Annotated in this window: 17 protein-coding genes; 9 read left to right on the forward strand and 8 right to left on the reverse strand. The window is 67.7% G+C overall.

The window, feature by feature from the left end; all coding sequences use genetic code 11:
• Window positions 1–117 precede the first annotated feature (117 nt).
• From FO470_RS10640 to aat, 6 genes are all read left to right on the forward strand, one after another.
• A complete protein-coding gene (locus FO470_RS10640) occupies window positions 118–1509 on the forward strand; it encodes a M48 family metalloprotease (protein WP_335880663.1) in 1392 nt (463 codons plus the stop codon).
• Between the two features lie 68 nt (window positions 1510–1577).
• On the forward strand, window positions 1578–2363 hold the full coding sequence (locus FO470_RS10645) for a DsbA family protein (RefSeq protein WP_144342943.1): 786 nt from the start codon (window positions 1578–1580) through the stop codon (window positions 2361–2363).
• Between the two features lie 164 nt (window positions 2364–2527).
• A complete protein-coding gene (gene aroQ, locus FO470_RS10650; RefSeq protein ID WP_144342944.1) occupies window positions 2528–2965 on the forward strand; it encodes a type II 3-dehydroquinate dehydratase in 438 nt (145 codons plus the stop codon).
• Between the two features lie 33 nt (window positions 2966–2998).
• On the forward strand, window positions 2999–3481 hold the full coding sequence (gene accB, locus FO470_RS10655; RefSeq protein ID WP_418655053.1) for an acetyl-CoA carboxylase biotin carboxyl carrier protein: 483 nt from the start codon (window positions 2999–3001) through the stop codon (window positions 3479–3481).
• Window positions 3482–3491: 10 nt separating this feature from the next.
• Window positions 3492–4844, forward strand: a complete 1353-nt coding sequence (gene accC / locus FO470_RS10660; RefSeq protein WP_144342946.1) for an acetyl-CoA carboxylase biotin carboxylase subunit — start codon at window positions 3492–3494, stop codon at window positions 4842–4844.
• Window positions 4845–4898: 54 nt separating this feature from the next.
• Window positions 4899–5579, forward strand: a complete 681-nt coding sequence (aat, locus tag FO470_RS10665) for a leucyl/phenylalanyl-tRNA--protein transferase (RefSeq protein WP_144342947.1) — start codon at window positions 4899–4901, stop codon at window positions 5577–5579.
• On the opposite strand, the gene FO470_RS19860 is transcribed toward aat, so the two are convergent.
• The 3 genes from FO470_RS19860 to FO470_RS10680 all read right to left on the reverse strand — a co-directional run bounded on the left by FO470_RS19860 (window position 5510) and on the right by FO470_RS10680 (window position 8009).
• Window positions 5510–6160: a DUF2155 domain-containing protein gene (locus FO470_RS19860; RefSeq protein WP_144342948.1), complete on the reverse strand. Its 651-nt coding sequence runs from the start codon at window positions 6158–6160 to the stop codon at window positions 5510–5512. The two genes, aat and FO470_RS19860, sit on opposite strands and share 70 nt — an antisense overlap.
• A gap of 131 nt (window positions 6161–6291) precedes the next feature.
• Window positions 6292–6705: an NADH:ubiquinone oxidoreductase subunit NDUFA12 gene (locus tag FO470_RS10675; RefSeq protein WP_272482971.1), complete on the reverse strand. Its 414-nt coding sequence runs from the start codon at window positions 6703–6705 to the stop codon at window positions 6292–6294.
• 113 nt (window positions 6706–6818) lie between these two features.
• Window positions 6819–8009, reverse strand: coding sequence for an MFS transporter (locus FO470_RS10680; protein WP_144342950.1), 1191 nt, complete (start codon window positions 8007–8009; stop codon window positions 6819–6821).
• A 563-nt stretch (window positions 8010–8572) separates the two neighbouring features.
• Here FO470_RS10680 and FO470_RS10685 point away from each other — a divergent pair.
• Together FO470_RS10685 and FO470_RS10690 are read left to right on the forward strand one after the other, a co-directional pair.
• Window positions 8573–12289, forward strand: a complete 3717-nt coding sequence (locus FO470_RS10685; protein ID WP_144342951.1) for a vitamin B12-dependent ribonucleotide reductase — start codon at window positions 8573–8575, stop codon at window positions 12287–12289.
• Window positions 12290–12404: 115 nt separating this feature from the next.
• Entirely contained in the window at window positions 12405–12815 is a 411-nt protein-coding gene (locus tag FO470_RS10690; RefSeq protein ID WP_144342952.1) for a GFA family protein, read from the forward strand.
• A gap of 127 nt (window positions 12816–12942) precedes the next feature.
• On the opposite strand, the gene FO470_RS10695 is transcribed toward FO470_RS10690, so the two are convergent.
• The 4 genes from FO470_RS10695 to FO470_RS10710 all read right to left on the reverse strand — a co-directional run bounded on the left by FO470_RS10695 (window position 12943) and on the right by FO470_RS10710 (window position 16628).
• A complete protein-coding gene (locus FO470_RS10695) occupies window positions 12943–13158 on the reverse strand; it encodes a cold-shock protein (protein WP_013165949.1) in 216 nt (71 codons plus the stop codon).
• A gap of 290 nt (window positions 13159–13448) precedes the next feature.
• The gene (locus FO470_RS10700; protein WP_144342953.1) at window positions 13449–13661 is read right to left on the reverse strand and encodes a cold-shock protein; all 213 of its coding nucleotides are present in this window, start codon (window positions 13659–13661) and stop codon (window positions 13449–13451) included.
• Between the two features lie 262 nt (window positions 13662–13923).
• The gene (locus FO470_RS10705) at window positions 13924–14241 is read right to left on the reverse strand and encodes a glycine zipper domain-containing protein (RefSeq protein WP_144342954.1); all 318 of its coding nucleotides are present in this window, start codon (window positions 14239–14241) and stop codon (window positions 13924–13926) included.
• Window positions 14242–14348: 107 nt separating this feature from the next.
• Window positions 14349–16628, reverse strand: a complete 2280-nt coding sequence (locus FO470_RS10710; protein WP_144342955.1) for an NADP-dependent malic enzyme — start codon at window positions 16626–16628, stop codon at window positions 14349–14351.
• 163 nt (window positions 16629–16791) lie between these two features.
• On the opposite strand from FO470_RS10710, the gene FO470_RS10715 reads away from it, so the two are divergent.
• Window positions 16792–18786, forward strand: coding sequence for a hypothetical protein (locus tag FO470_RS10715; RefSeq protein ID WP_144342956.1), 1995 nt, complete (start codon window positions 16792–16794; stop codon window positions 18784–18786).
• A 94-nt stretch (window positions 18787–18880) separates the two neighbouring features.
• On the opposite strand, the gene aspS is transcribed toward FO470_RS10715, so the two are convergent.
• Window positions 18881–20653, reverse strand: coding sequence for an aspartate--tRNA ligase (gene aspS, locus FO470_RS10720; RefSeq protein WP_144342957.1), 1773 nt, complete (start codon window positions 20651–20653; stop codon window positions 18881–18883).
• Between the last annotated feature and the right edge of the window lie 8 nt (window positions 20654–20661).

Genomic DNA, 20661 nt, shown 5'->3' on the forward strand with positions numbered 1-20661 from the left:
TGCCGCAACAGCGTCAGTTCGCCCCGAACTCGCTCGTGTCGATGGATGATGCCTGCACCGCTGCTTGACAACCCCCCGCTTCGGCGAAGTGCCGCCGGTTCCGGCCGTCTCGCCCGCATGGCCGTGCGCGCGGCGCAGGGGCTCGGCCTTCTCGCCGCCGCCACGCTCGCCGGCCCGGCTGCCCAGGCACAGGGGCAAGGCCGACAGCCCGGAATCATCCGCGACGCGGAGATCGAGACGCTGCTGCGGGATTACACGCGGCCGATCTTCAAGGCCGCCGGCCTGAGCCAGCAGAACATCCAGGTGGTGCTGGTCGGCAGCGACAGCTTCAACGCCTTCGTCGCCGACGGCCGGCGCATCTTCATCAACATCGGTGCGCTGAAGCAGTCCAAGACGCCGAACGAGATCATCGGCGTGCTGGCGCACGAGACCGGCCACATCGCTGGCGGCCATCTGGCAAATATGCGCCAGCAGCTCGAAGCCGCGCAGACGGCCTCCATCGTGGCCATGCTGCTGGCGGCCGGCGGCGTGGCGGCCGGCGCCTCCGCTGGCGCCAATATGGGCGGGGCGGCCGCGGGCGCCATCGCCGCGCCGCAGGAGATCATCCGCCGCTCGCTGCTGTCCTACCAGCGCGGGCAGGAAGCCTCCGCCGACCGAGCGGCGGTGACCTACCTCAACGCCACCAAGCAGTCCGCGCGCGGCATGCTGACGACGTTCGAGCGCTTCCAGAACGACCAGATGTTCCTCAGCCAGCGGGTCGATCCCTATGTGCTGAGCCATCCCATGGCGACGGAGCGCATCGCGCTCCTGTCCGAGCTGGCGCAGAAGAGCCCCTATTTCGAGACCAAGGATTCGCCGGCGCTGCAGGCCCGCCACGACATGATGCGCGCCAAGCTCGTCGGCTTCACCCAGCCGCCGGAGTCGGTGAGCCGCGTCTATCCGCGCTCCGACAATTCGCTGCCGGCCCGCTATGCGCGCGCCATCTCCGCCTATCGCTTCGGCGCGGTGCCCGACGCCGTCCGGCAGATCGACGCGCTGATCGCCGAGCAGCCGAACAACGCCTATTTCCACGAGATCAAGGGTCAGGCGCTGCTGGAGGCGGGCCGGGCCCGCGAGGCGGTGGCGCCGCTGCGCCGCGCCGTGGCGCTGTCCGGCGGCAATCCGCTCATCCGCATGCTCCTCGGCCAGGCGCTGGTCGCCACCGACGACAAGTCGACCATGGACGAAGCGGTGCGCGAGCTGAATTTCAGCCTCCAGCGCGAGCCGTCCTCACCGGCGGGCTGGCGCTATCTCGCCATGGCCTATGGCCGCAAGGGCGACATTCCGAACGCCGACCTCGCCTCCGCGCAGTCCGCCTTCATGGGCGGCGACTTCCGCCTCTCGCGGGAGTTGGCGACGCGGGCGCGCAACGGCTTCAAGCTCGGCACGCCCGGATGGCTGAAGGCCGACGATATCGTCAACTACAAGCCGCCCGTCGATCCACGCGCCCGGAAGAAGCCTCCGCCGTAGACGACGCCGGTTCGACCCATGCCGGGGCGGATGGCCCCCTGCCTCGCCCCTTTTCCTCGGAGATACCCATGCTGCCGCTGACCTTCCTTCGCCGTCTCGGACGCGGCGCCATCGCCACCGCGCTCGTCCTCGGCCTCACCGCCGGCGCCAGCCTCACGCCCGCCTCCGCACTCGACGACGCCCAGCGTCAGGAGTTCGAGGGCGTCATCCGCGATTACCTGCTGAAGAATCCCGAGGTGATCCAGGAAGCGATCATGGAGCTCCAGAAGCGTCAGGCCGCCGCCGAGGCGGGCCAGCGCCAGAAGGCGCTGACCGAGCTCAAGCCACTGATCTTCGATTCCCCGCGCGGCGTGGTCGTCGGCAACCCCAAGGGCGACGTCACCCTCGTGGAGTTCTTCGATTACAATTGCGGCTACTGCAAGCGCGCCCTTGGCGACCTCGTCGAGCTGGTCAAGTCCGATCCCAAGCTCAAGGTGGTGCTGAAGGAATTCCCGGTGCTCGGCCCGGGCTCGGTGGAGGCGGCGCGCGTCGCCGTCGCGGTCCGCCTCACCGAGCCGGACAAGTACTACGCCTTCCACCAGAAGCTGCTCAGCGACCGCGGCCAGGCCAACAAGGCCAAGGCGCTGGAAGCCGCCGCCGAGGTCGGCATCGACAAGGCGAAGCTGGAGAAGGCGCTGGCGAACCCGGAGATCGACGCCTCGCTGCAGGAAAGCCTGCAGATCGCCGACGCGCTCGGCATCGACGGCACGCCGAGCTATGTGCTGGGCGACTCGGTCATCGTCGGTGCGGTCGGCCACGACCAGATCCGCGATGCCATCCAGTCCATGCGGTCCTGCGGCAAGACCCAGTGCTGAGTCACGTGAGGCCGGCCGGGACTACCGGAACACCAGTCGCGCATAACCGGCTGGGGGTTATTCGCCCGCAAAGCACGGCAGGGCTTGGCGCGAGCCAAGCCATTGCCTATAAACCCGCGGCCGTTCCGACACGGGTCGGGCGGCGGCTGGCTTCCTGAGGCGCGATGCCCGATACGGTGCATGTACTCAACGGTCCGAACCTCAACCTGCTCGGCACGCGCGAGCCGGAGGTGTACGGTCGCGCGACGCTGGCCGATGTCGAGGCCGCCTGCCGCGCCGCCTGCGAGCGCCATGGCCTCGGGCTCGTCTTCCGCCAGACCAATCACGAGGGCGAGCTTGTCACCTTCCTGCAGGAAGCGCGCGGCTCGCTGGGCGTCGTCCTCAACGCCGCCGCTTACACCCACACCTCCGTCGCTGTCGCCGACGCCATCAAGGCGGTCGGCCTCAATGTCGTCGAAGTCCACCTGTCCAACGTCTTCGCGCGGGAAGCCTTCCGCCATCATTCATACATTTCGCCGGTCGCCCGTGGGGTGATCTGCGGGCTGGGGATCGACGGCTACCGGCTCGCCATCGACGCGCTCGCCGGCAGTCGAGTGAGCTGAAGGGGAGACGGGGAGCACCGTCACAGGATCATGATGAAAACCAACAAGCCCAACATCGACCCTGCGCTGGTGCGCGAGATCGCCAACTTGCTCTCCGAGAGCGACCTCACCGAAATCGAGGTGCAGCACGAGGATCTCCGCATCCGCGTCGCCCGCGCCGCGCCGACGGTCTACGCCGCGCCGGCCCCGGTGGCCGTGGCCGCACCCGCTCCCATCGCCGCCGCGCCGACCCCGTCCATCGGCGCCGCGCCTGCCGCTGCCGCCGAGGATGTGTCGAAGCACCCCGGTCTCGTCACCTCGCCGATGGTCGGCACGGCCTATCTCGGCCCCGAGCCCGGCGCGAAGTTCTTCGTCGATGTCGGCTCCGTGGTGAAGGAAGGCCAGACGCTCCTCATCGTCGAGGCGATGAAGACCATGAACGCGATCCCCGCTCCCCGCGCGGGCACCGTGACCCGTGTCCTCGTGGAGAATGCGCAGCCGGTCGAGTATGGCGAGCCGCTCCTGATCATCGAGTGAGGTCCGCCTGATGTTCGGCAAGATCCTGATTGCCAATCGCGGCGAGATCGCGCTGCGTGTGCTGCGCGCCTGCAAGGAGCTCGGCATCGCCACCGTCGTGGTGCACTCCACCGCCGACGCCGATGCCATGCATGTCAAGCTCGCCGACGAGAGCGTGTGCATCGGCCCGCCGCCCGCCAAGGACAGCTACCTCAACATCCCGGCCCTTCTCGCCGCCTGCGAGATCACCGGGGCCGAGGCGGTGCATCCGGGCTACGGCTTCCTGTCCGAGAATGCCCGCTTCGCCGAGATCCTCATCGACCACGGCGTGAAGTTCATCGGACCGAAGCCCGAGCATATCCGCATCATGGGCGACAAGATCGAGGCGAAGAAGACCGCCAAGAAGCTCGGCATCCCCTGCGTGCCCGGTTCGGAAGGCGGGGTCTCCACCGACGAGGAAGCGGCCCGTGTCGCCGCCGAGATCGGCTTCCCCGTGCTCATCAAGGCCGCCGCCGGCGGCGGCGGACGCGGCATGAAGGTCGCCCGCTCGCCGGAAGAGCTGTCCACGGCGCTCTCCACGGCCCGCTCGGAAGCGCGCGCCAATTTCGGCGACGATGCGGTCTATATCGAGAAATATCTCAGCACGCCGCGCCACATCGAGATCCAGGTCTTCGGCGATGGTCGCGGCAATGCCGTGCATCTGGGCGAGCGCGACTGCTCGCTGCAGCGCCGGCACCAGAAGGTGCTCGAGGAGGCCCCCTCCCCGGTGATCACGCCGGAGCAGCGCGCGCAGATCGGTGAGACCGTCGCCAAGGCGATGCGCGACATGCAGTATCTCGGCGCCGGCACCATCGAGTTCCTCTATGAGAATGGCGAGTTCTATTTCATCGAGATGAACACCCGCATCCAGGTGGAGCATCCGGTGACGGAGGCCATCACCGGCTTCGACCTCATCCGCGAGCAGATCCGCGTGGCCGCCGGCGAGCCCCTTAGCTTCCGCCAGGAAGACGTCGTGCTGAAGGGCCATGCCATCGAGTGCCGGGTGAATGCCGAACATCCGCGCACCTTCCGGCCCTCGCCGGGCAAGCTCGCCTATTGGCACGTGCCGGGCGGCCTCGGCGTGCGCATCGATTCGGCCGTCTATCAGGGCTACGTGATCCCGCCCTATTACGACAGCATGATCGGCAAGCTCATCGTCCACGGCGCCACCCGCGAGGAATGCCTGGCGCGCCTGCGTCGCGCGCTCGACGAGTTCGTCGTGGAAGGCATCGAGACCACGCTGCCGCTGTTCCGCGAGCTGGTCGAGAACGACGACATCAAGCGCGGCGCCTACGACATCCACTGGCTCGAGCACTTCCTCGCGGAAGGCGAGCCGGCAAGCTGAGTCTCCCATGCGCGGCGCCTTCACAGCGCCGCGCATCTCCGCCATGCTGGCGGCATGTCACACCCGCGCGAACATCAGGTCGAGATCACCCCGGAAGTGCTGCTGAAGGCTTATGCCTGCGGCATCTTCCCGATGGCCGAAAGCGCGGACGACCCCGGCCTCTACTGGATCGAGCCGGAGCGGCGTGGCGTCATCCCGCTCGACGGGTTCTCCATTTCGAGCCGGCTCGCGCGCACCGTGCGCTCGGACCGCTTCGAGGTCCGCATCGATCATGATTTCGAGGCGGTGATCGACAGCTGCGCGGCACCCGCCGAAGGGCGCGGCTCCACCTGGATCAACCGGCGCATCCGCAAGCTCTACTGCGATCTCTTCGCGCGCGGCTACTGCCATTCGGTGGAGGCGTGGCAAGATGGCGAGCTGGTCGGCGGGCTCTACGGCGTGCGGCTCGGCCGCGCCTTTTTCGGCGAGAGCATGTTCCACACCGCGCGCGACGCCTCGAAGGTGGCGCTGGTGCATCTCGTGGCGCGGCTGAAGCAGGGCGGCTTCACCCTGCTCGACACGCAGTTCGTCACCGATCATCTCAAGAGCTTCGGCGCCATCGAGGTGCCCCGGCGGCACTATCACCGGCTACTGTCGCAGGCCCTGGCGGATGGCGAGGGCGATTTCTACTGCTGGCCGCCCGGCGAGGCGATCACCGGCGCGCTCTGCTTGCAGTCGGTCAGCCACACGTCATAGATCGGGTGCTCGACGCCGTGCAGGCCCGGGCTGGACGCGAACATCCAGCCACCGAACAACGGCTGCATCTTGCCTTCCAGCGTGATTTCCTGGACCTCGACGAAGCCCGTGGTGTTCTGCTGCTCGGTCTGCGGCCGCGTGTAGCAGGCCCGCGGCGTGATGCGGAGCGCGCCGAACTGGACGGTCTCGTTGATCGCCACGTCGAAGCTGATGATGCGGCCGGTGATCTTGTCGAGGCCGGAGAACACGGCGGTCTTGTTCTCGATCTTCTGATCGGGCGGCTGCACCACCTCGATGTCGCCGCTGGGACCGACCGTGGCCTGGCCGGGCACCTCGGGCTGTGTCGGGGCCGGCGCGCGCGGCGCGTCCGCGTCGGGATCCTCCATGATGGAGGGAACGCCGGGACCGCCGGGCGGAGGCGAATCGGGATTGTCGACCGCGCCGGACGGCACGTCGGCCGGCGGCGCCAGCGGCTGCGAATCGACGCCGCCCTGCCAGCCCTGCTGGGCGGCGAGCGGGCCGGCGAGCGCGAGGAGCGCCACGGCCGTCAGGAGCGCAGAACGGAGCGGACCGGCGAACATCGGATAGCCTCGAAAGCCGCGCGCCTCGTCCGGGGCGCGCCACCGGCCAAGATGCGGGGCAATGCGGCGATGTCGGGGCGAGCGGGACACGGGTGCACGATCCCCCGCGCGCCTTGCCGGCGGATGCGATGTCACTCGGGCGTCCAGGCCTTGTAGTCGCCGGTGACGGCCGGGCGGTGACCGAAGCCGAGCGTCGAGCCCGGCGGGTGATAGGCGTTCGCCGTGCCGGTCGGGTTGGGGCGATGCGGCTTCTGCCACTCGCGGGGAACGTAGGTTTCCTCGCTCGGCGGCACATCGGAGCGCTGGTGCATCCAGGCGTGCCAGCCCGGCGGAATGGCGCTCGCCTCGGCATAGCCGTTGAAGATCACCCAGCGGCGCTCGAAGCCGAGCGTCGGGTCGATCTTGCGGCCCTTGGTGCGATAGTAGCGATTGCCGAACTCGTCCTCCCCAACGAACTCACCGTAGCGCCACGTGTGGAAACGCGTGCCCATGGTCTGACCCTTCCACCAGGTGAAGGTCTCGGTGATGAAGTCGGAAAGCTTCACGGAATTCGTCCCTGCGCCGGCTTTAAAGCTCGGGCGGAACATGCCACCCGAGCCGCCCGGTGTCCAGCCGCGCGAGCGCCCGCGCGGCGCTTACGCACGATGGAGCGAGGCGCTCAATCGCGGCGGCGGAACTCCGTCGTGTAGTAGGCGAGCGCCAGGGCGATGATGGCGATGCCGGCGATGGTGACGGCGCCCCAGCCGCCCCGTTCATAGAGCGGGCTCGCCAGCGCCGAGCCGAGGGCGCCGCCAAAGAAGAAGGTCGCGATATAGAGCGCGTTGAGACGCGAGCGGATCTCCGGCGCCAGCATGAAGATGGCCCGCTGCCCGAAGACGAGATTTGCCGTCACCGCGCAGTCCAGCACGATGGCGCCGATGGCGAGCACCACGACCGAGGACATCGCCGCGCCGAGTTCGGTGACGAGGAAGCCGGCGATCGCCAAAAGGAGAGCCACGCCCGTCGCCGCGCGCGAGAAGCCGCGGTCGGCGAACCAGCCGGCCAGCGGCGAGATGACGACACTCGCCGCCCCGGCGAGCGCGAAGATGGCAATTCCCTGCTGCCCGAGCCCGAATTGCGGCGCCGAGAGCAGCAGCGGCACGGCGGTCCAGAACAGGGTGAAGGCACCAAACATGGTGGCCTGATAGGCGGCGCGCCGGCGCAGCACCGGCTGCGAGCGCATGAGCGGCCAGAGCGAGCCGACGAGCGCGCGATAGGTCGCCTTCCCGCCGGGATGGCGCTGCGGCAGCGCCGCGCGCAGCCCGACGGCCAAAGCCAGCATCGCCAGCGCCGCGATCAGGAACACCGCCCGCCAGCCGAACCAGTGCGCCACCATGGAGGACACCGGCCGGGCGAGCAGGATGCCGGTCATCAGCCCGCTGACCACGCTGCCCACCTTGCGCCCGCGCTCCTCCGGCCGCGCCAGATGCGCCGCGAAGGGCACCGCCACCTGCGCCACCACCGAGCCGATGCCGTAGACCAGCGCGGCGAGCAGGAAGAGCGAAGGTGTGGTGGAGGCGAAGGCGAGGCCAAGACCCGCCGCCGCCGCGAGGATGATGGAGCCGATGAGCCGCCGGTTCTCCAGTATGTCGCCCAGCGGCACCAGCAGCAGGAGCCCCAATATGTAGCCGATCTGGCCGACCGTCACGACGAGGCTCGCCAGCGTCTCGTCGAGGCCGATGTCGTCGGCGATCAGCGCGATGAGCGGCTGGGCGTAGTAGAGATTCGCGGCGCCCAGCCCCGCCGCCAGCGCGAGCAGGAAAAAGGTGAGCGCGCCGGCGGCGGGAGCCGCGTCGGTGGATTGGGTCATGGGATATGGCCGGGGCAAAAATGGCGGAGACATGCCATTTGAGGGCGCGGGGGCCGCCTGTCCAGATGCCGGTAGGTCAGTTCGCGTGCCCGCGCATCCCTGCCGTGCGCTCCCGACAGAGGCATGCCCGACATCCCCGTTCTTCACCGCCCCTCGCGGGGGCCTGCATTCAGACTGGACTCACGGCGCGAATCCGCGCTCGATTGGAGCTTCGCGGGGTGGCGCGCGAGGACTGGCGTCACCATCTATATTTAGATATTTTTCATCCCTTCCACACTAGAGTTTGTGACGGAAGGTTGACGAAAAAAAGGGAGTCGGCCAGTTTGGCCTCGTCGGACGCAGCGTAGGTTTTGTGCCCGGCATCATCCAGATTGAAGCGGACTCCGTCGCCGGCATGTTGATCCCGGCGGGGCGTTGTGCGTGCCAAAAACAAGCGGGAGCGGAACGGCCGTCAGGTCGATCACGTTGCCGGAAGACAGGCGTGCGCGGACCGAGATCCGTGGCTTTGAATGTCGATGAGCGGGCCGGACGACAGGGCTCGCCGCGAAGCGGGGACGAAGAGAATGCGCATCGAGCGCCGTTACACGAAGGCCGGCCGTTCACCCTATGCGGACATCGCGTTCCGCAAGGCGACCAGCGAAATCCGCAATCCCGACGGGTCGGTGGTGTTCCGCCTCGAAGGGATCGACGTGCCCGAGCATTTCTCCCAGGTTGCGACCGACATCATCGCCCAGAAGTATTTCCGCAAGGCGGGTGTCCCCGCGCGCCTGAAGAAGGTCGAGGAGGAGACGGTTCCCTCCTTCCTCTGGCGCGGCGCGGCGGATGAGAAGGCGCTCGGCGCCCTCGCCGAGAAGGAGCGCTTCGTCGGCGAGACCGATGCCCGCCAGGTCTTCGACCGCCTCGCCGGCACCTGGACCTACTGGGGCTGGAAGGGTGGCTATTTCGATAGCGAGGAGGACGCGCAGGCCTTCTTCGACGAGCATCGCTACATGCTCGCCATGCAGATGGCCGCGCCGAACTCGCCGCAGTGGTTCAACACCGGCCTGCACTGGGCCTATGGCATCGACGGCCCCGGCCAGGGCCACTTCTATGTCGACTACGCCACCGGCAAGCTGACGCGCTCCAAGTCCTCCTATGAGCACCCGCAGCCGCATGCCTGCTTCATCCAGTCCGTCTCCGACGACCTGGTGAACGAGGGCGGCATCATGGACCTGTGGGTGCGCGAGGCGCGCCTGTTCAAATACGGCTCGGGCACCGGCTCCAATTTCTCGGCGCTGCGCGGCGAGGGCGAGAAGCTCTCCGGCGGCGGCCGCTCCTCCGGCCTGATGAGCTTCCTCAAGATCGGCGACCGCGCTGCCGGCGCCATCAAGTCGGGCGGCACCACCCGCCGCGCCGCCAAGATGGTGGTGGTCGACGCCGACCATCCCGACATCGAGACTTATGTCGACTGGAAGGTGAAGGAGGAGCAGAAGGTCGCCGCCCTCGTCACCGGCTCCAAGACCGTCGCCAAGCACATGAAGGCCGTGATGAAGGCCTGCGTGAACTGCGAGGGCGAGGACGACGACTGCTTCGAGCCGGAGAAGAACCCGGCGCTGAAGCGCGAGATCCGCGCCGCCAAGAAGGCGCAGGTGCCGGAGAACTACATCCGTCGCGTCATCCAGTTCGCGCGCCAAGGCTACACCGACATCGAATTCCCGATCTACGACACCGATTGGGATTCGGAAGCCTATCTCACCGTCTCCGGCCAGAACTCGAACAATTCGGTGCGCGTCGACGACGCCTTCCTCACCGCGGTCGAGGCCGACGGCGACTGGAACCTCGTCTCGCGTACCACCGGCAAGGTGACGAAGACGCTCAAGGCCAAGGAGCTGTGGGAGAAGATCGGCTACGCGGCCTGGGCCTGCGCCGATCCCGGCATCCAGTTCCACACCACCATCAACGACTGGCACACGAGCCCGGCGGGCGGCGACATCCGCGCCTCCAACCCGTGCTCGGAGTACATGTTCCTCGACGACACCGCGTGCAACCTCGCCTCGCTGAACCTGCTGCAGTTCCGCAAGGCGGACGGCACGTTCGACGTGGAGAGCTACGAGCATGCCTGCCGGCTGTGGACCGTCGTGCTCGAGATCTCGATCCTGATGGCGCAGTTCCCCTCGAAGGAGATCGCCAAGCTCTCCTACGAGTACCGCACGCTCGGCCTCGGCTACGCCAATATCGGCGGCCTGCTGATGACCTCCGGCATTCCCTACGATTCCGACGAGGGCCGCGCCTATTGCGGCGCGCTGACCGCCATCATGACCGGCGTCGCCTACGCCACCTCGGCGGAGATGGCCAGGGAGCTCGGCCCGTTCCCCGAGTACAAGCCGAACGCCACGCACATGCTGCGCGTGATGCGCAACCACCGTCGCGCCGCCTATGGCGAGAAGGGCGGCTATGAGGGGCTGAACACCAACCCCGTGCCGCTCGACCATGGCAAGGTCCCGCAGCCGATCCTCGTCGAGCGCGCCAAGGCGACCTGGGACCAGGCGCTGGCGCTGGGCGAGGAGCATGGCTACCGCAACGCCCAGACCACGCTGCTCGCGCCCACCGGCACGATCGGCCTCGTCATGGACTGCGACACCACCGGCATCGAGCCCGACTTCGCGCTGGTGAAGTTCAAGAAGCTGGCCGGCGGCGGCTACTTCAAGATCATCAACCGCGCCGTGCCGGAAGCGCTGCGCACGCTCGGCTACTCGGAAAGCCAGATCGGCGAGATCGAGGCCTATGCGGTCGGCCACGGCTCGATCACCCAGGCCCCGGCGATCAACCACTCGACGCTGCGCGCCAAGGGCTTCGACGACGCGATGCTCGCCAAGATCGATGCCGGCGTGAAGAGCGCGTTCGACATCAAGTTCGTATTCAACCGCTGGACGCTCGGCGACGAGGCCCTGGCCAAGCTCGGCGTGCCGGCCGACAAGCTCGCCGACCCGGCCTTCGACCTGCTGGCCCATCTCGGCTTCACCAAGAAGGACGTGGAAGCCGCCAACATCCACGTCTGCGGCGCCATGACGCTCGAAGGCGCGCCGTTCCTGAAGACCGAGCACTACCCGGTGTTCGACTGCGCCAACCCTTGCGGACGCATCGGCAAGCGCTACCTCTCGGTCACCAGCCACATCCTGATGATGGCGGCGGCGCAGCCCTTCCTCTCGGGCGCGATCTCCAAGACCATCAACATGCCGAACGAGGCGACCGTCGAGGACTGCAAGGAGGCCTACCTGCTCTCCTGGCGCCTGGCGCTGAAGGCCAACGCGCTCTACCGCGACGGCTCCAAGCTCTCGCAGCCGCTCAACTCGCAGCTCATCGCCGACGAAGACGATGAGGAGGACGCGATCGAGGCGTTCCTCGACAAGCCCGCCGCCGCCCGCGCCGCGCAGATCACCGAGAAGGTGGTGGAGAAGATCGTCGAGCGCATCGTCGCCGTGCACGAGCGCGAGAAGATGCCCGACCGCCGCAAGGGCTACACCCAGAAGGCGGTGGTCGGCGGCCACAAGGTCTATCTGCGCACCGGCGAATATGATGACGGCCGCCTCGGCGAGATCTTCATCGACATGCACAAGGAAGGCGCGGCGCTCCGCTCCTTCATCAACAACTTCGCCATCTCGGTGTCGCTGGGCCTCCAGTACGGCGTGCCGCTGGAGGAGTACGTCGACGCCTTTACCTTCACCCGCTTCGAGCCTGCGGGCCCGGTGCAGGGCAACGACACGATCAAGTACGCGACGTCGATCCTCGACTACATCTTCCGCGAGCTGGCCGTATCCTATCTCGGCCGCAACGATCTCGGCCATGTCGACGCCGGCGAGTCGAACTTCGACGCGCTCGGCAAGGGCGTGGACGAAGGCAAGGCGACGCCGACCGCTACCCCGGCCTCGCGCATGGTCTCCAAGGGCCTGACGCGCGGCAAGTCGGTGGGCCTGATGGTGGTGCCGGCGGGCACGACCGTCGCGCCGGCCACCTCGAACGTCACCGCCCTGCGCGGCGGCATCCAGGGCGCAACCGCCCTCAAGGCCGAGCCGGAAGCCGAGGAAGAGGCGGCGGGCAGCACCGACGCCCTCCCCTGGAGCTCGCCCGCCACCGCTCCGGTCGCCGCGGCGGCCGCGCCGACCAAGGCGGAGGCCCGTGCCATCGCCCGCGCCAAGGGCTATGAGGGCGAGGCCTGCCCCGAGTGCCAGAACTTCACCATGGTGCGCAACGGCACCTGCCTGAAGTGCGAGACCTGCGGCTCGACCACCGGCTGCAGCTGAGTTCGCCGGACATCGACAGACGCGACGGCCGGGCGCTTGCCCGGCCGTTTGCGTTTGACGGCCCTCCCCGGCTGGCGGAAGGTGCGCGCCAACGAAAGCTCGCCGGGAGGAGCACATGAGCACGGATCAGGAGACAGGCGCGGTGACGACGGACGACGTATCGCAGCCCGCGCCGTTGCGCCGTTTCAGCGGCTCCTGCCATTGCGGCGCCGTCCATTTCGAGACGAGCCTGGACCTGTCGAAGGCGATCGCCTGCAATTGCTCGATCTGCACCACCAAGGGACTGATCCTCGCCTTCGCGCCGACGAGCGGCTTAGCGCTGCTCAGCGGCGAGGACAAGCTGAAGGAATACCGCTTCAACCGCCATGTGATCAGCCATCTGTTCTGCGCGGCCTGCGGAGTCGAGTCCTTTGCCCGCGGCACCGCGCCGGACGGCTCGGCGATGGTGGCGGTCAATGTGCGCGCGCTGCACGGTGTCGATCTTGCCGAACTCTCGCCCACCCCGTTCAACGGGCGCGCCGCCTGAGACCGGGACGAGGCGCCCATGCCCCGCCCTTCGACCATGAGCACGGAAACAAAAAAGCCGCCGGCCCAAGGCCAGCGGCTTTTCCGATCTTGATCGTGTGAGGCGGCCCGCCGGACGCCTCCGGCAATCAGCCGACGCGCAGGTTGACCGCGGAGGTCTTGCCCGAGCGCTGGTCGGTCTGCAGCTCGAAGGACACCTTCTCGCCGTCACGCAGGCCCTGCAGGCCCGAACGCTGGACCGCGCTGATGTGGACGAACACGTCCTTGCCCGCGCCATCAGGCTGAATGAAGCCGTAGCCCTTCTGGTCGTTGAACCACTTAACGGTGCCGGTCTGGGTAGACATAGTGGGTAGTCTCTCGCATCGAGGTTGCACATTCAGCGGGGACATGGCCCCCACCGCTGGGTCGAATTTGGAAGAAAAGCTGAACGTGCACCTGCGTGCGCAAGGTGAAACGGCCCAGAGTCCAGCCAAAGTCTGCGCAGGAGACTAGCGCGAATGGCTGTCTTTGCAAGGGGCAGCAACATTATATGAATCGCCCGCAGCAGAAATGTCGTCGATCCAAGAGGAGCGACGACATTGTATTTCCTCCAAACGGACAACCCAGTCCGTTTCGCGCGCGTCGAAAGCGCGGCTCAGAGCGGGCGCAGGTTGACCGCGGAGGTCTTGCCCGAGCGCTGGTCGGTCTGCAGCTCGAAGGAAATCTTGTCACCGTCGCGCAGGCCCTGCAGGCCCGAACGCTGGACCGCGCTGATGTGGACGAACACGTCCTTGCCGCCGCTGTCGGGCTGGATGAAACCATAGCCCTTCTGCTCGTTGAACCACTTAACCGTGCCGGTATCCGCCATTAGAAAGAACCTTCGAGACCTGTGTAACAGCCGGCGCCCCGCGAGGACCGCCGATTTCGCAGCCGACTTTTGCGAAGAACCGCTCGCCCGGAGGGTCGCCCAGTCATTCAGACAAATTCGTGCCGCCCAGCAGCTTGGTCAGAAATATGGCAATTCCACGGCAAGAACGGCCACATTTCGAGCACAAAGCAGCTTTTAGGCGAAAAACATTCCGCTACGTCATCGCTCCGATGCTGACTGAAGAGCGGAACGAAGCACCCGCTCAACGGCAGTGGCGGCGGTCCACCCGCACGATCCGGCCATTGCGCTGCTGCACATAGCACCGCCCGTTTCGCCAGAAATAAGAAGAGCGCGCACGGCGGCTGCGGTTGGCGCCGACGGCGGCGCCCGTTCCCGCGCCGATGAGCGCCCCCGCCGCGGCTCCGCCGCCGCTCCCCGTCACCGCGCCGCCGATGACCGCGCCGGTCGCGCCACCGATCAGGGCGCCGCGCGCCGTGTCATTGCGCGCGCTCGCCGGCGCGGCGAAGCAGAGGGCCAGCCCGGCGGCCAGCAGGGCGGCGAATGTCCAGCGATGCGACATGAAACTCTCCAGGAAAAAGGCAGGCGCGATCCCTCGCACCTGCCTAGCCGATCCGGTGAGCGGGCGCCCTTGCGCCCGATCAAACTGGCGAGCGAACCGTTAAACGGTCAGCAGCCCTGCGCCTCGACCACCGCGATGGCCGTCATGTTCACGATCCCACGCGCCGTGACCGAGGGGGTGAGGATGTGCGCTGGCCGCGCCGTGCCGAGCAGGATCGGCCCGACGGGCAGCGCATCGCCGAACACCTTCACCATCTGGTAGCCGATATTGGCGGCATCGAGATTGGGCATCACGAGGATGTTGGCGACGCCCTGCAGGCGGCTCTCCGGCATCACGCGCTCGCGCATCTCGGGCACCAGCGCGCTGTCGCCTTCCATCTCGCCGTCGACCATCAGGCCGGGAGCCCGCTCCAGCAGCAGCTCGAGGGTATCGCGCATCTTGGTGGCGCTGGCGTCGTCGCGGCTGCCGAAGTCGGAGTGCGACAGCAGCGCCACCTTCGGCTCGATGCCGAAGCGCTTCACATGCGCGGCGGCGAGTTGGGCCATCTCGGCCAGATCCTCGGCCGAAGGGTCGAGCGTGACCTGCGTATCGCACAGGAAGAACGCGCCCTTCGACGTCAGCAGCATGGAGAGCGCCGCCACGTCGCGCACGCCGGGCGCGATGCCGATGATGGTGCGGATGTGGCGCAGGTGGCGGATGAAGCGCCCCTCCACGCCGCACAGCATGGTATCGGCATCGCCGCGCAGCACCGCTAGGGCGGCGATCACGGTCGGCGTCGTGCGCACCAGCGTGCGGGCGAGCTCGGGCGTCACGCCGCGGCGGCCGGCGCGCTCGACATAGGTGCTTACATAGTCGCGGTAGCGCGGATCGTCCTCGGGATTGATGAGGTCGAACTCCTGGCCCGGGCGGATGGACAGGCCGAAGCGCTGAAGGCGGGTCTCGATCACCGAGGGACGGCCGATGAGGATCGGGCGCGCCAGCCCCTCCTCCACCACCACCTGCGCGGCGCGCAGGATGCGCTCGTCCTCTCCCTCGGCGTAGATCACGCGCTTGGGCGCCTGCTTGGCGAGGGTGAAGATCGGCTTCATCACCAGGCCGGAACGGAACACGAAACGGTCGAGCTGCTCCAGATAGGCGTCGAAATCGGCGATCGGCCGCCTGGCGACGCCCGAATCCATCGCCGCCTTGGCGACCGCCGGGGCGATGCGCAGGATGAGGCGCGGATCGAAGGGCGAGGGAATGAGCGAGTTGGGGCCGAACACCGGCGTCTCGCCACCATAGGCACGGGCGACGACGTCGGAAGGCGTCTCCCGCGCCAGCTCGGCGATGGCGTTCACCACCGCGACCTTCATCTCCTCGTTGATCGTGGTCGCCTCGGCATCCAGCGCGCCACGGAAGATGAAGGGGAAGCACAGGACGTTGTTGACCTGGTTCGGGAAGTCCGAGCGGCCGGTGCAGATCATCGCGTCCGGGCGCGCCTCGCGGGCGAGGTCCGGCATGATCTCCGGCGTCGGGTTGGCCAGCGCCATGATGAGCGGACGCTCGCCCATGGTCTTCAGCATTTCGGGCTTGAGCACCCCGCCGGCCGACAGGCCGATGAAGATGTCCGCGCCCACGATCACCTCGGCGAGCGAGCGCGCGTCGGTCTTCTGCGCGAAGGCCCCCTTATAGGGGTCCATCAGCTTCTCGCGGCCTTCATAGACCACGCCTTCGATGTCGGTGACCCAGATGTTCTCGCGCGCGGCGCCCATGGAGAGCAGCAGGTTGAGCGTGGCGATGGCCGCCGCGCCGGCGCCGGAGGTGACGATCTTCACGTCCGACAGCTGCTTGCCGCCGATGTGCAGCGCGTTGACGATCGCCGCCGCGACGATGATCGCCGTGCCGTGCTGATCGTCGTGGAACACCGGGATGTTCATCTTCTCGCGCAGCCGGGTCTCGATCTCGAAACACTCGGGCGCCTTGATGTCTTCGAGGTTGATGCCGCCGAAGGTCGGCTCCAGCGCCGCCACCACGCTCACCACGTGGTCGGGCTCCAGCGCGTTGATCTCGATGTCGAAGACGTCGATGCCGGCGAATTTCTTGAAGAGGACCGCTTTGCCCTCCATCACCGGCTTGGAAGCCTCCGGGCCGATATTGCCGAGGCCCAGCACCGCGGTGCCGTTCGACACCACCGCGACGAGGTTCTGCCGGGCGGTAAGCTCGGAGACCAGCGGCTTGTCGGCCGCGATCGCCTCGCAGACGGCGGCAACGCCGGGAGTATAGGCAAGAGCGAGATCGCGCTGGTTTGCGAGCGGCTTGGTCGGCTGGATCTCCAGCTTACCCGGCCGGGGCATGCGGTGATAGAACATCGCGCCCGAGCGCAGATCATCGGAAATATAAGACGCCATGACGTTTCCTTCCCCCGGAGCTGGCGGCGGAGCATAGGGTTTCTGCTTCGCCGTACAACGTCTTTCCCATTTTGTAATGCCCGCCTTTCGACGGTTGGTTTATGGTGCCCTCCCAGGCGTGCGGCCCGAGGCCGCGCCCCCGTCCTTCTCAGGTCATGCCCGCATGCGCAAGACGTTCATCGTCGCTCTCGTCGCTCTCCTGGTCGCAGGCATAGGCGGCTACTTCGGCTTCACCTTCTATGTCGGCTATCTCGCCCGCAGCCATGTCGCCGCTGTTTTGGCCAATCTCAAGGCGAACGGCGTGGAGGCGACGACCGGCGAGGTCCGCTACGATGTGTTCGACGGCCGCTTCGAGCTGCGCGACATCGCCCTTGCCGCACCGGGGCAGGGAGCGCTGAAGGTCGCCTCCTTCCTCGCCACCGGCGTGGAGCGCCCCTCCCCCGCCCGCCTCTTCGCCAAAAAGGTGGAGATCGAGGGCATCGTCTTCGACGGGCCGCTGCCATTGGCGCCGGAGATCGACGCCAGCTACCGCGCGCCGCGCATCGACGTGACGGCGCTGGAGATTCCTTCCGCGACGCCGGGCGCGGGAACCGCATGGCAGGTCGCGCTGGCCTTCCTCGAGCAGGTCACCGCCGACCGCATCGCCATTCCCGAATCGACGGTCTCGACGCGCGCCGGCGCCGGCGATTCGCGGATCGAGACCGATGTGACCCACGGCGCGGTGACGTTCGAACGGCTGGTCGACGGCCGCTTCGCCACCGCGACGATCGAACCCTCCACCTTCACCCTCGGCGGCGCCCCGCGGAATGCCGGCAAGGGCTCCGTCGGCCGGGTCAGCGCCGAAGGGGTGGATGTCGGCGCCATGCTCGTCCTGCTCGATCCGGAGCGGCGGCTGGCGGCGGATGCGTTCCGCACCGTCTATGGCGCCATCTCGGTGGACGGCTACGAGGTCACCACCGACGGAGGCCTGCGCCAGCGGTGGAAGTCCATGGCGCTGCGCGACCTCGCCATCCGCCCCTCCGCCATACCGGCCGAGGAGCTGTTCGCCATGGGCCAGCGCCTGCAACAGCTCGCCACGCAAGGCAAGGAGCCCTCGCCGGAAGAAGCCGCTCAGATCATGCAGCTCGTGGCCGGCGTCTATGACGAGGGGCTGCGCATCGGCTCCATCGTCTTTGACGGCATGGACGGCACCACGCCGGACGGCGGCAAGGCGTCCCTCGCCTCTCTCAAGGCCGGTCCGCTGGAAGGCGGCCGCTTCGACCAGATCGCGCTCGACAAGCTCAGCGGCACCGAGGCGGACGGCAAGACCTTCCGCGTCGCCCGGCTCTTCGTCGGGGGCCTTCGGCCCGGCACGATGATGGACCTCGCCGCCGAGGCGACCCGCGACGCCAAGGCCCTGCTCAACTGGCCGGCGCGGCTTTTCAGCGTGCTGGGAACCTTCGAGCTCGACGACGCGGAAGCCCCCACCGACAAGGGCGAGCCCGTGAATATCGACAAGCTCTCGCTCTCCTGGAACGGCGAGACCGACGCGCTGCCGACCCGCATCGCCGCCACGCTCCGCATGACCGGTCCCACCGACGCGGTGAGCGCCGCCGATACGGCCTTCGCGCTGGTGCCGGGTCAGGCGCAGCGCGTCAACGTCGCGATGGACGTCAAGGCCGACTGGAACGAGGGCAGCGGAACGGCCACGCTCGATCCCATCTATGTCGAAGTGTCCGACGCCTTTGCCGTGTCGGCCAGGCTCACGCTGAACGACGTGGACGATTCCGTCTTTTCCGCCCAGCCCGACGAGGCCATCGCCGGCGCGGCGCAGGTCAATCTGGGCCAGCTCGTCATCAGCGTCACCGATGCCGGCCTCTACGACCAGAAGCTGGAGGAGGCCGCCAAGGAACAGGGGATCAAGCCGGCGGAAATCCGCCAGCTCTTCGCCGGCTTCGCCGAGCTGCTACTGTCCGAGACGGTGTCGGAGCGGCCCGAGCTCGGCCCCGCGGTGCAGGCCTTCGTCAGCTTCATCCAGAAGCCGATGAGCACGCTGGCGCTGCGCATCACTCCGCGCAGCGAGCCGCTCCCGGTGATGACGATCGTCGAGACGCTGAACGGCGACAACCCGCTCGGCGTCGTCGACGAGCTCGACGTCGAGGTCGCCGACACGCCCTGAACCCCGGTTACTGGCGCGACCGATCCTCCAAAAGCAAAGGGCGGCCTCGCGGCCGCCCTTTCCCTTTATCCGCAGGCAAGAGCCGCCCAAGCGCTCACTTATCCTGCACGTTGGTGCGGATGTGCAGCTCGCGAAGCTGCTTCGGCGTCGCCTCGTTCGGCGCACCCATGAGGATGTCCTGCGCCTGCTGGTTCATCGGGAAGATCGAGATCTCGCGCAGGTTCGTGGTGCCGCACAGCAGCATCACGATGCGGTCGACACCCGCCGCCATGCCGCCATGGGGCGGCGCGCCATACTGGAAGGCGCGGTAGAGGCCACCGAAGCGTTCGATCACCGTCTGCTCGTCATAGCCGGCGATCTCGAACGCCTTCACCATCGCCTCGGGACGGTGGTTGCGGATGCCGCCGGAGGCGATCTCGTAACCGTTGCAGGCGATGTCGTACTGGAACGCCTTGATGGTGAGCGGGTCCTGCCCGTTCAGCGCGTCGAGCCCGCCCTGCGGCATGGAGAAGGGGTTGTGCGAGAAGTCGATCTTCTTCTCGTCCTCGCTCCACTCGTAGAAGGGGAAGTCGACGATCCAGGCGAGTTCGAAGCGGTCGTGATCGACGAGGTCCAGCTCCTCGCCCACCTTGGTGCGGGCGGCGCCGGCGAACTTCACGAACTTCGAGGGATCGCCGGCAACGAAGAAAGCGGCATCGCCTTCCTTGAGACCCAGCTGGTCGCGGATCGCCGCCGTGCGCTCCGGGCCGATGTTGTTGGCGATCGGGCCGGCGCCTTCTCCGCCCTCGCGCCACATGATGTAGCCGAGCCCCGGCTGGCCCTCGCCCTGCGCCCACGAGTTCATGCGGTCACAGAAGGCGCGCGAACCGCCGGTCGGGCCTGGGATCGCCCAGACGCGGTTCTGCTCGGCCTCCAGCAGCCGCGCGAACACCTTGAAGCCCGAGCCGCGGAAATGCTCGGAGACGTCCTGCATCTCGATCGGGTTGCGCAGGTCCGGCTTGTCGGTGCCGTACTTCTGCATCGAGACCGCATAGGGGATACGCGGCCAGTTCTTGGTCACCGGCTTGCCGTCGGCGAACTGCTCGAACACGCCGGTGATCACCGGCTCGACGGCGGCGAACACGTCGTCCTGCTCGACGAAGCTCATCTCCAGGTCGAGCTGGTAGAACTCGCCCGGCAGGCGGTCGGCGCGCGGGTCCTCATCGCGGAAGCAGGGCGCGATCTGGAAGTAGCGGTCGAAGCCGCTCATCATGATCAGCTGCTTGTACTGCTGGGGCGCCTGCGGCAGCGCGTAGAACTTGCCCGGGTGCAGGCGGCTCGGCACGAGGAAGTCGCGCGCGCCCTCCGGCGAGGAAGCGGTCAGGATCGGCGTCTGGAATTCGAAGAAACCCTGAGCCTTCATCTTCGCGCGCATGGCGTCGATGATGGCGCCGCGCGTCATGATGTTCTTGTGCAGCTTCTCGCGGCGCAGGTCGAGGAAGCGGTAGCGCAGGCGCGTTTCTTCCGGGTACTCGACATCGCCGAACACCGGCAGCGGCAGCTCGGCGGCGGCGCCCAGCACCTCGATTTCCGCCGCGTAGACCTCCACCTGGCCGGTCGGCAGCTCGGGGTTCTCGGTGCCGGCGGGACGCGAGCGCACGCGCCCGTCCACGCGGATCACCCATTCCGAACGCACCGTCTCGGCCAGCTTGAAGGCCGGGCTGTCGGGATCGATCACCACCTGCGTCAGGCCGTAATGGTCGCGCAGATCGATGAACAGCACGCCGCCATGGTCGCGGATGCGATGACACCAGCCGGACAGCCGCGCGGTGGCGCCGACATCGCTCGCGCGAAGGGCTCCACAGGTATGCGAGCGATAGCGGTGCATGGCATCTT

It is taken from the genome of Ancylobacter moscoviensis (assembly GCF_007559435.1).
GTDB classification, from domain to species: domain Bacteria; phylum Pseudomonadota; class Alphaproteobacteria; order Rhizobiales; family Xanthobacteraceae; genus Ancylobacter; species Ancylobacter moscoviensis.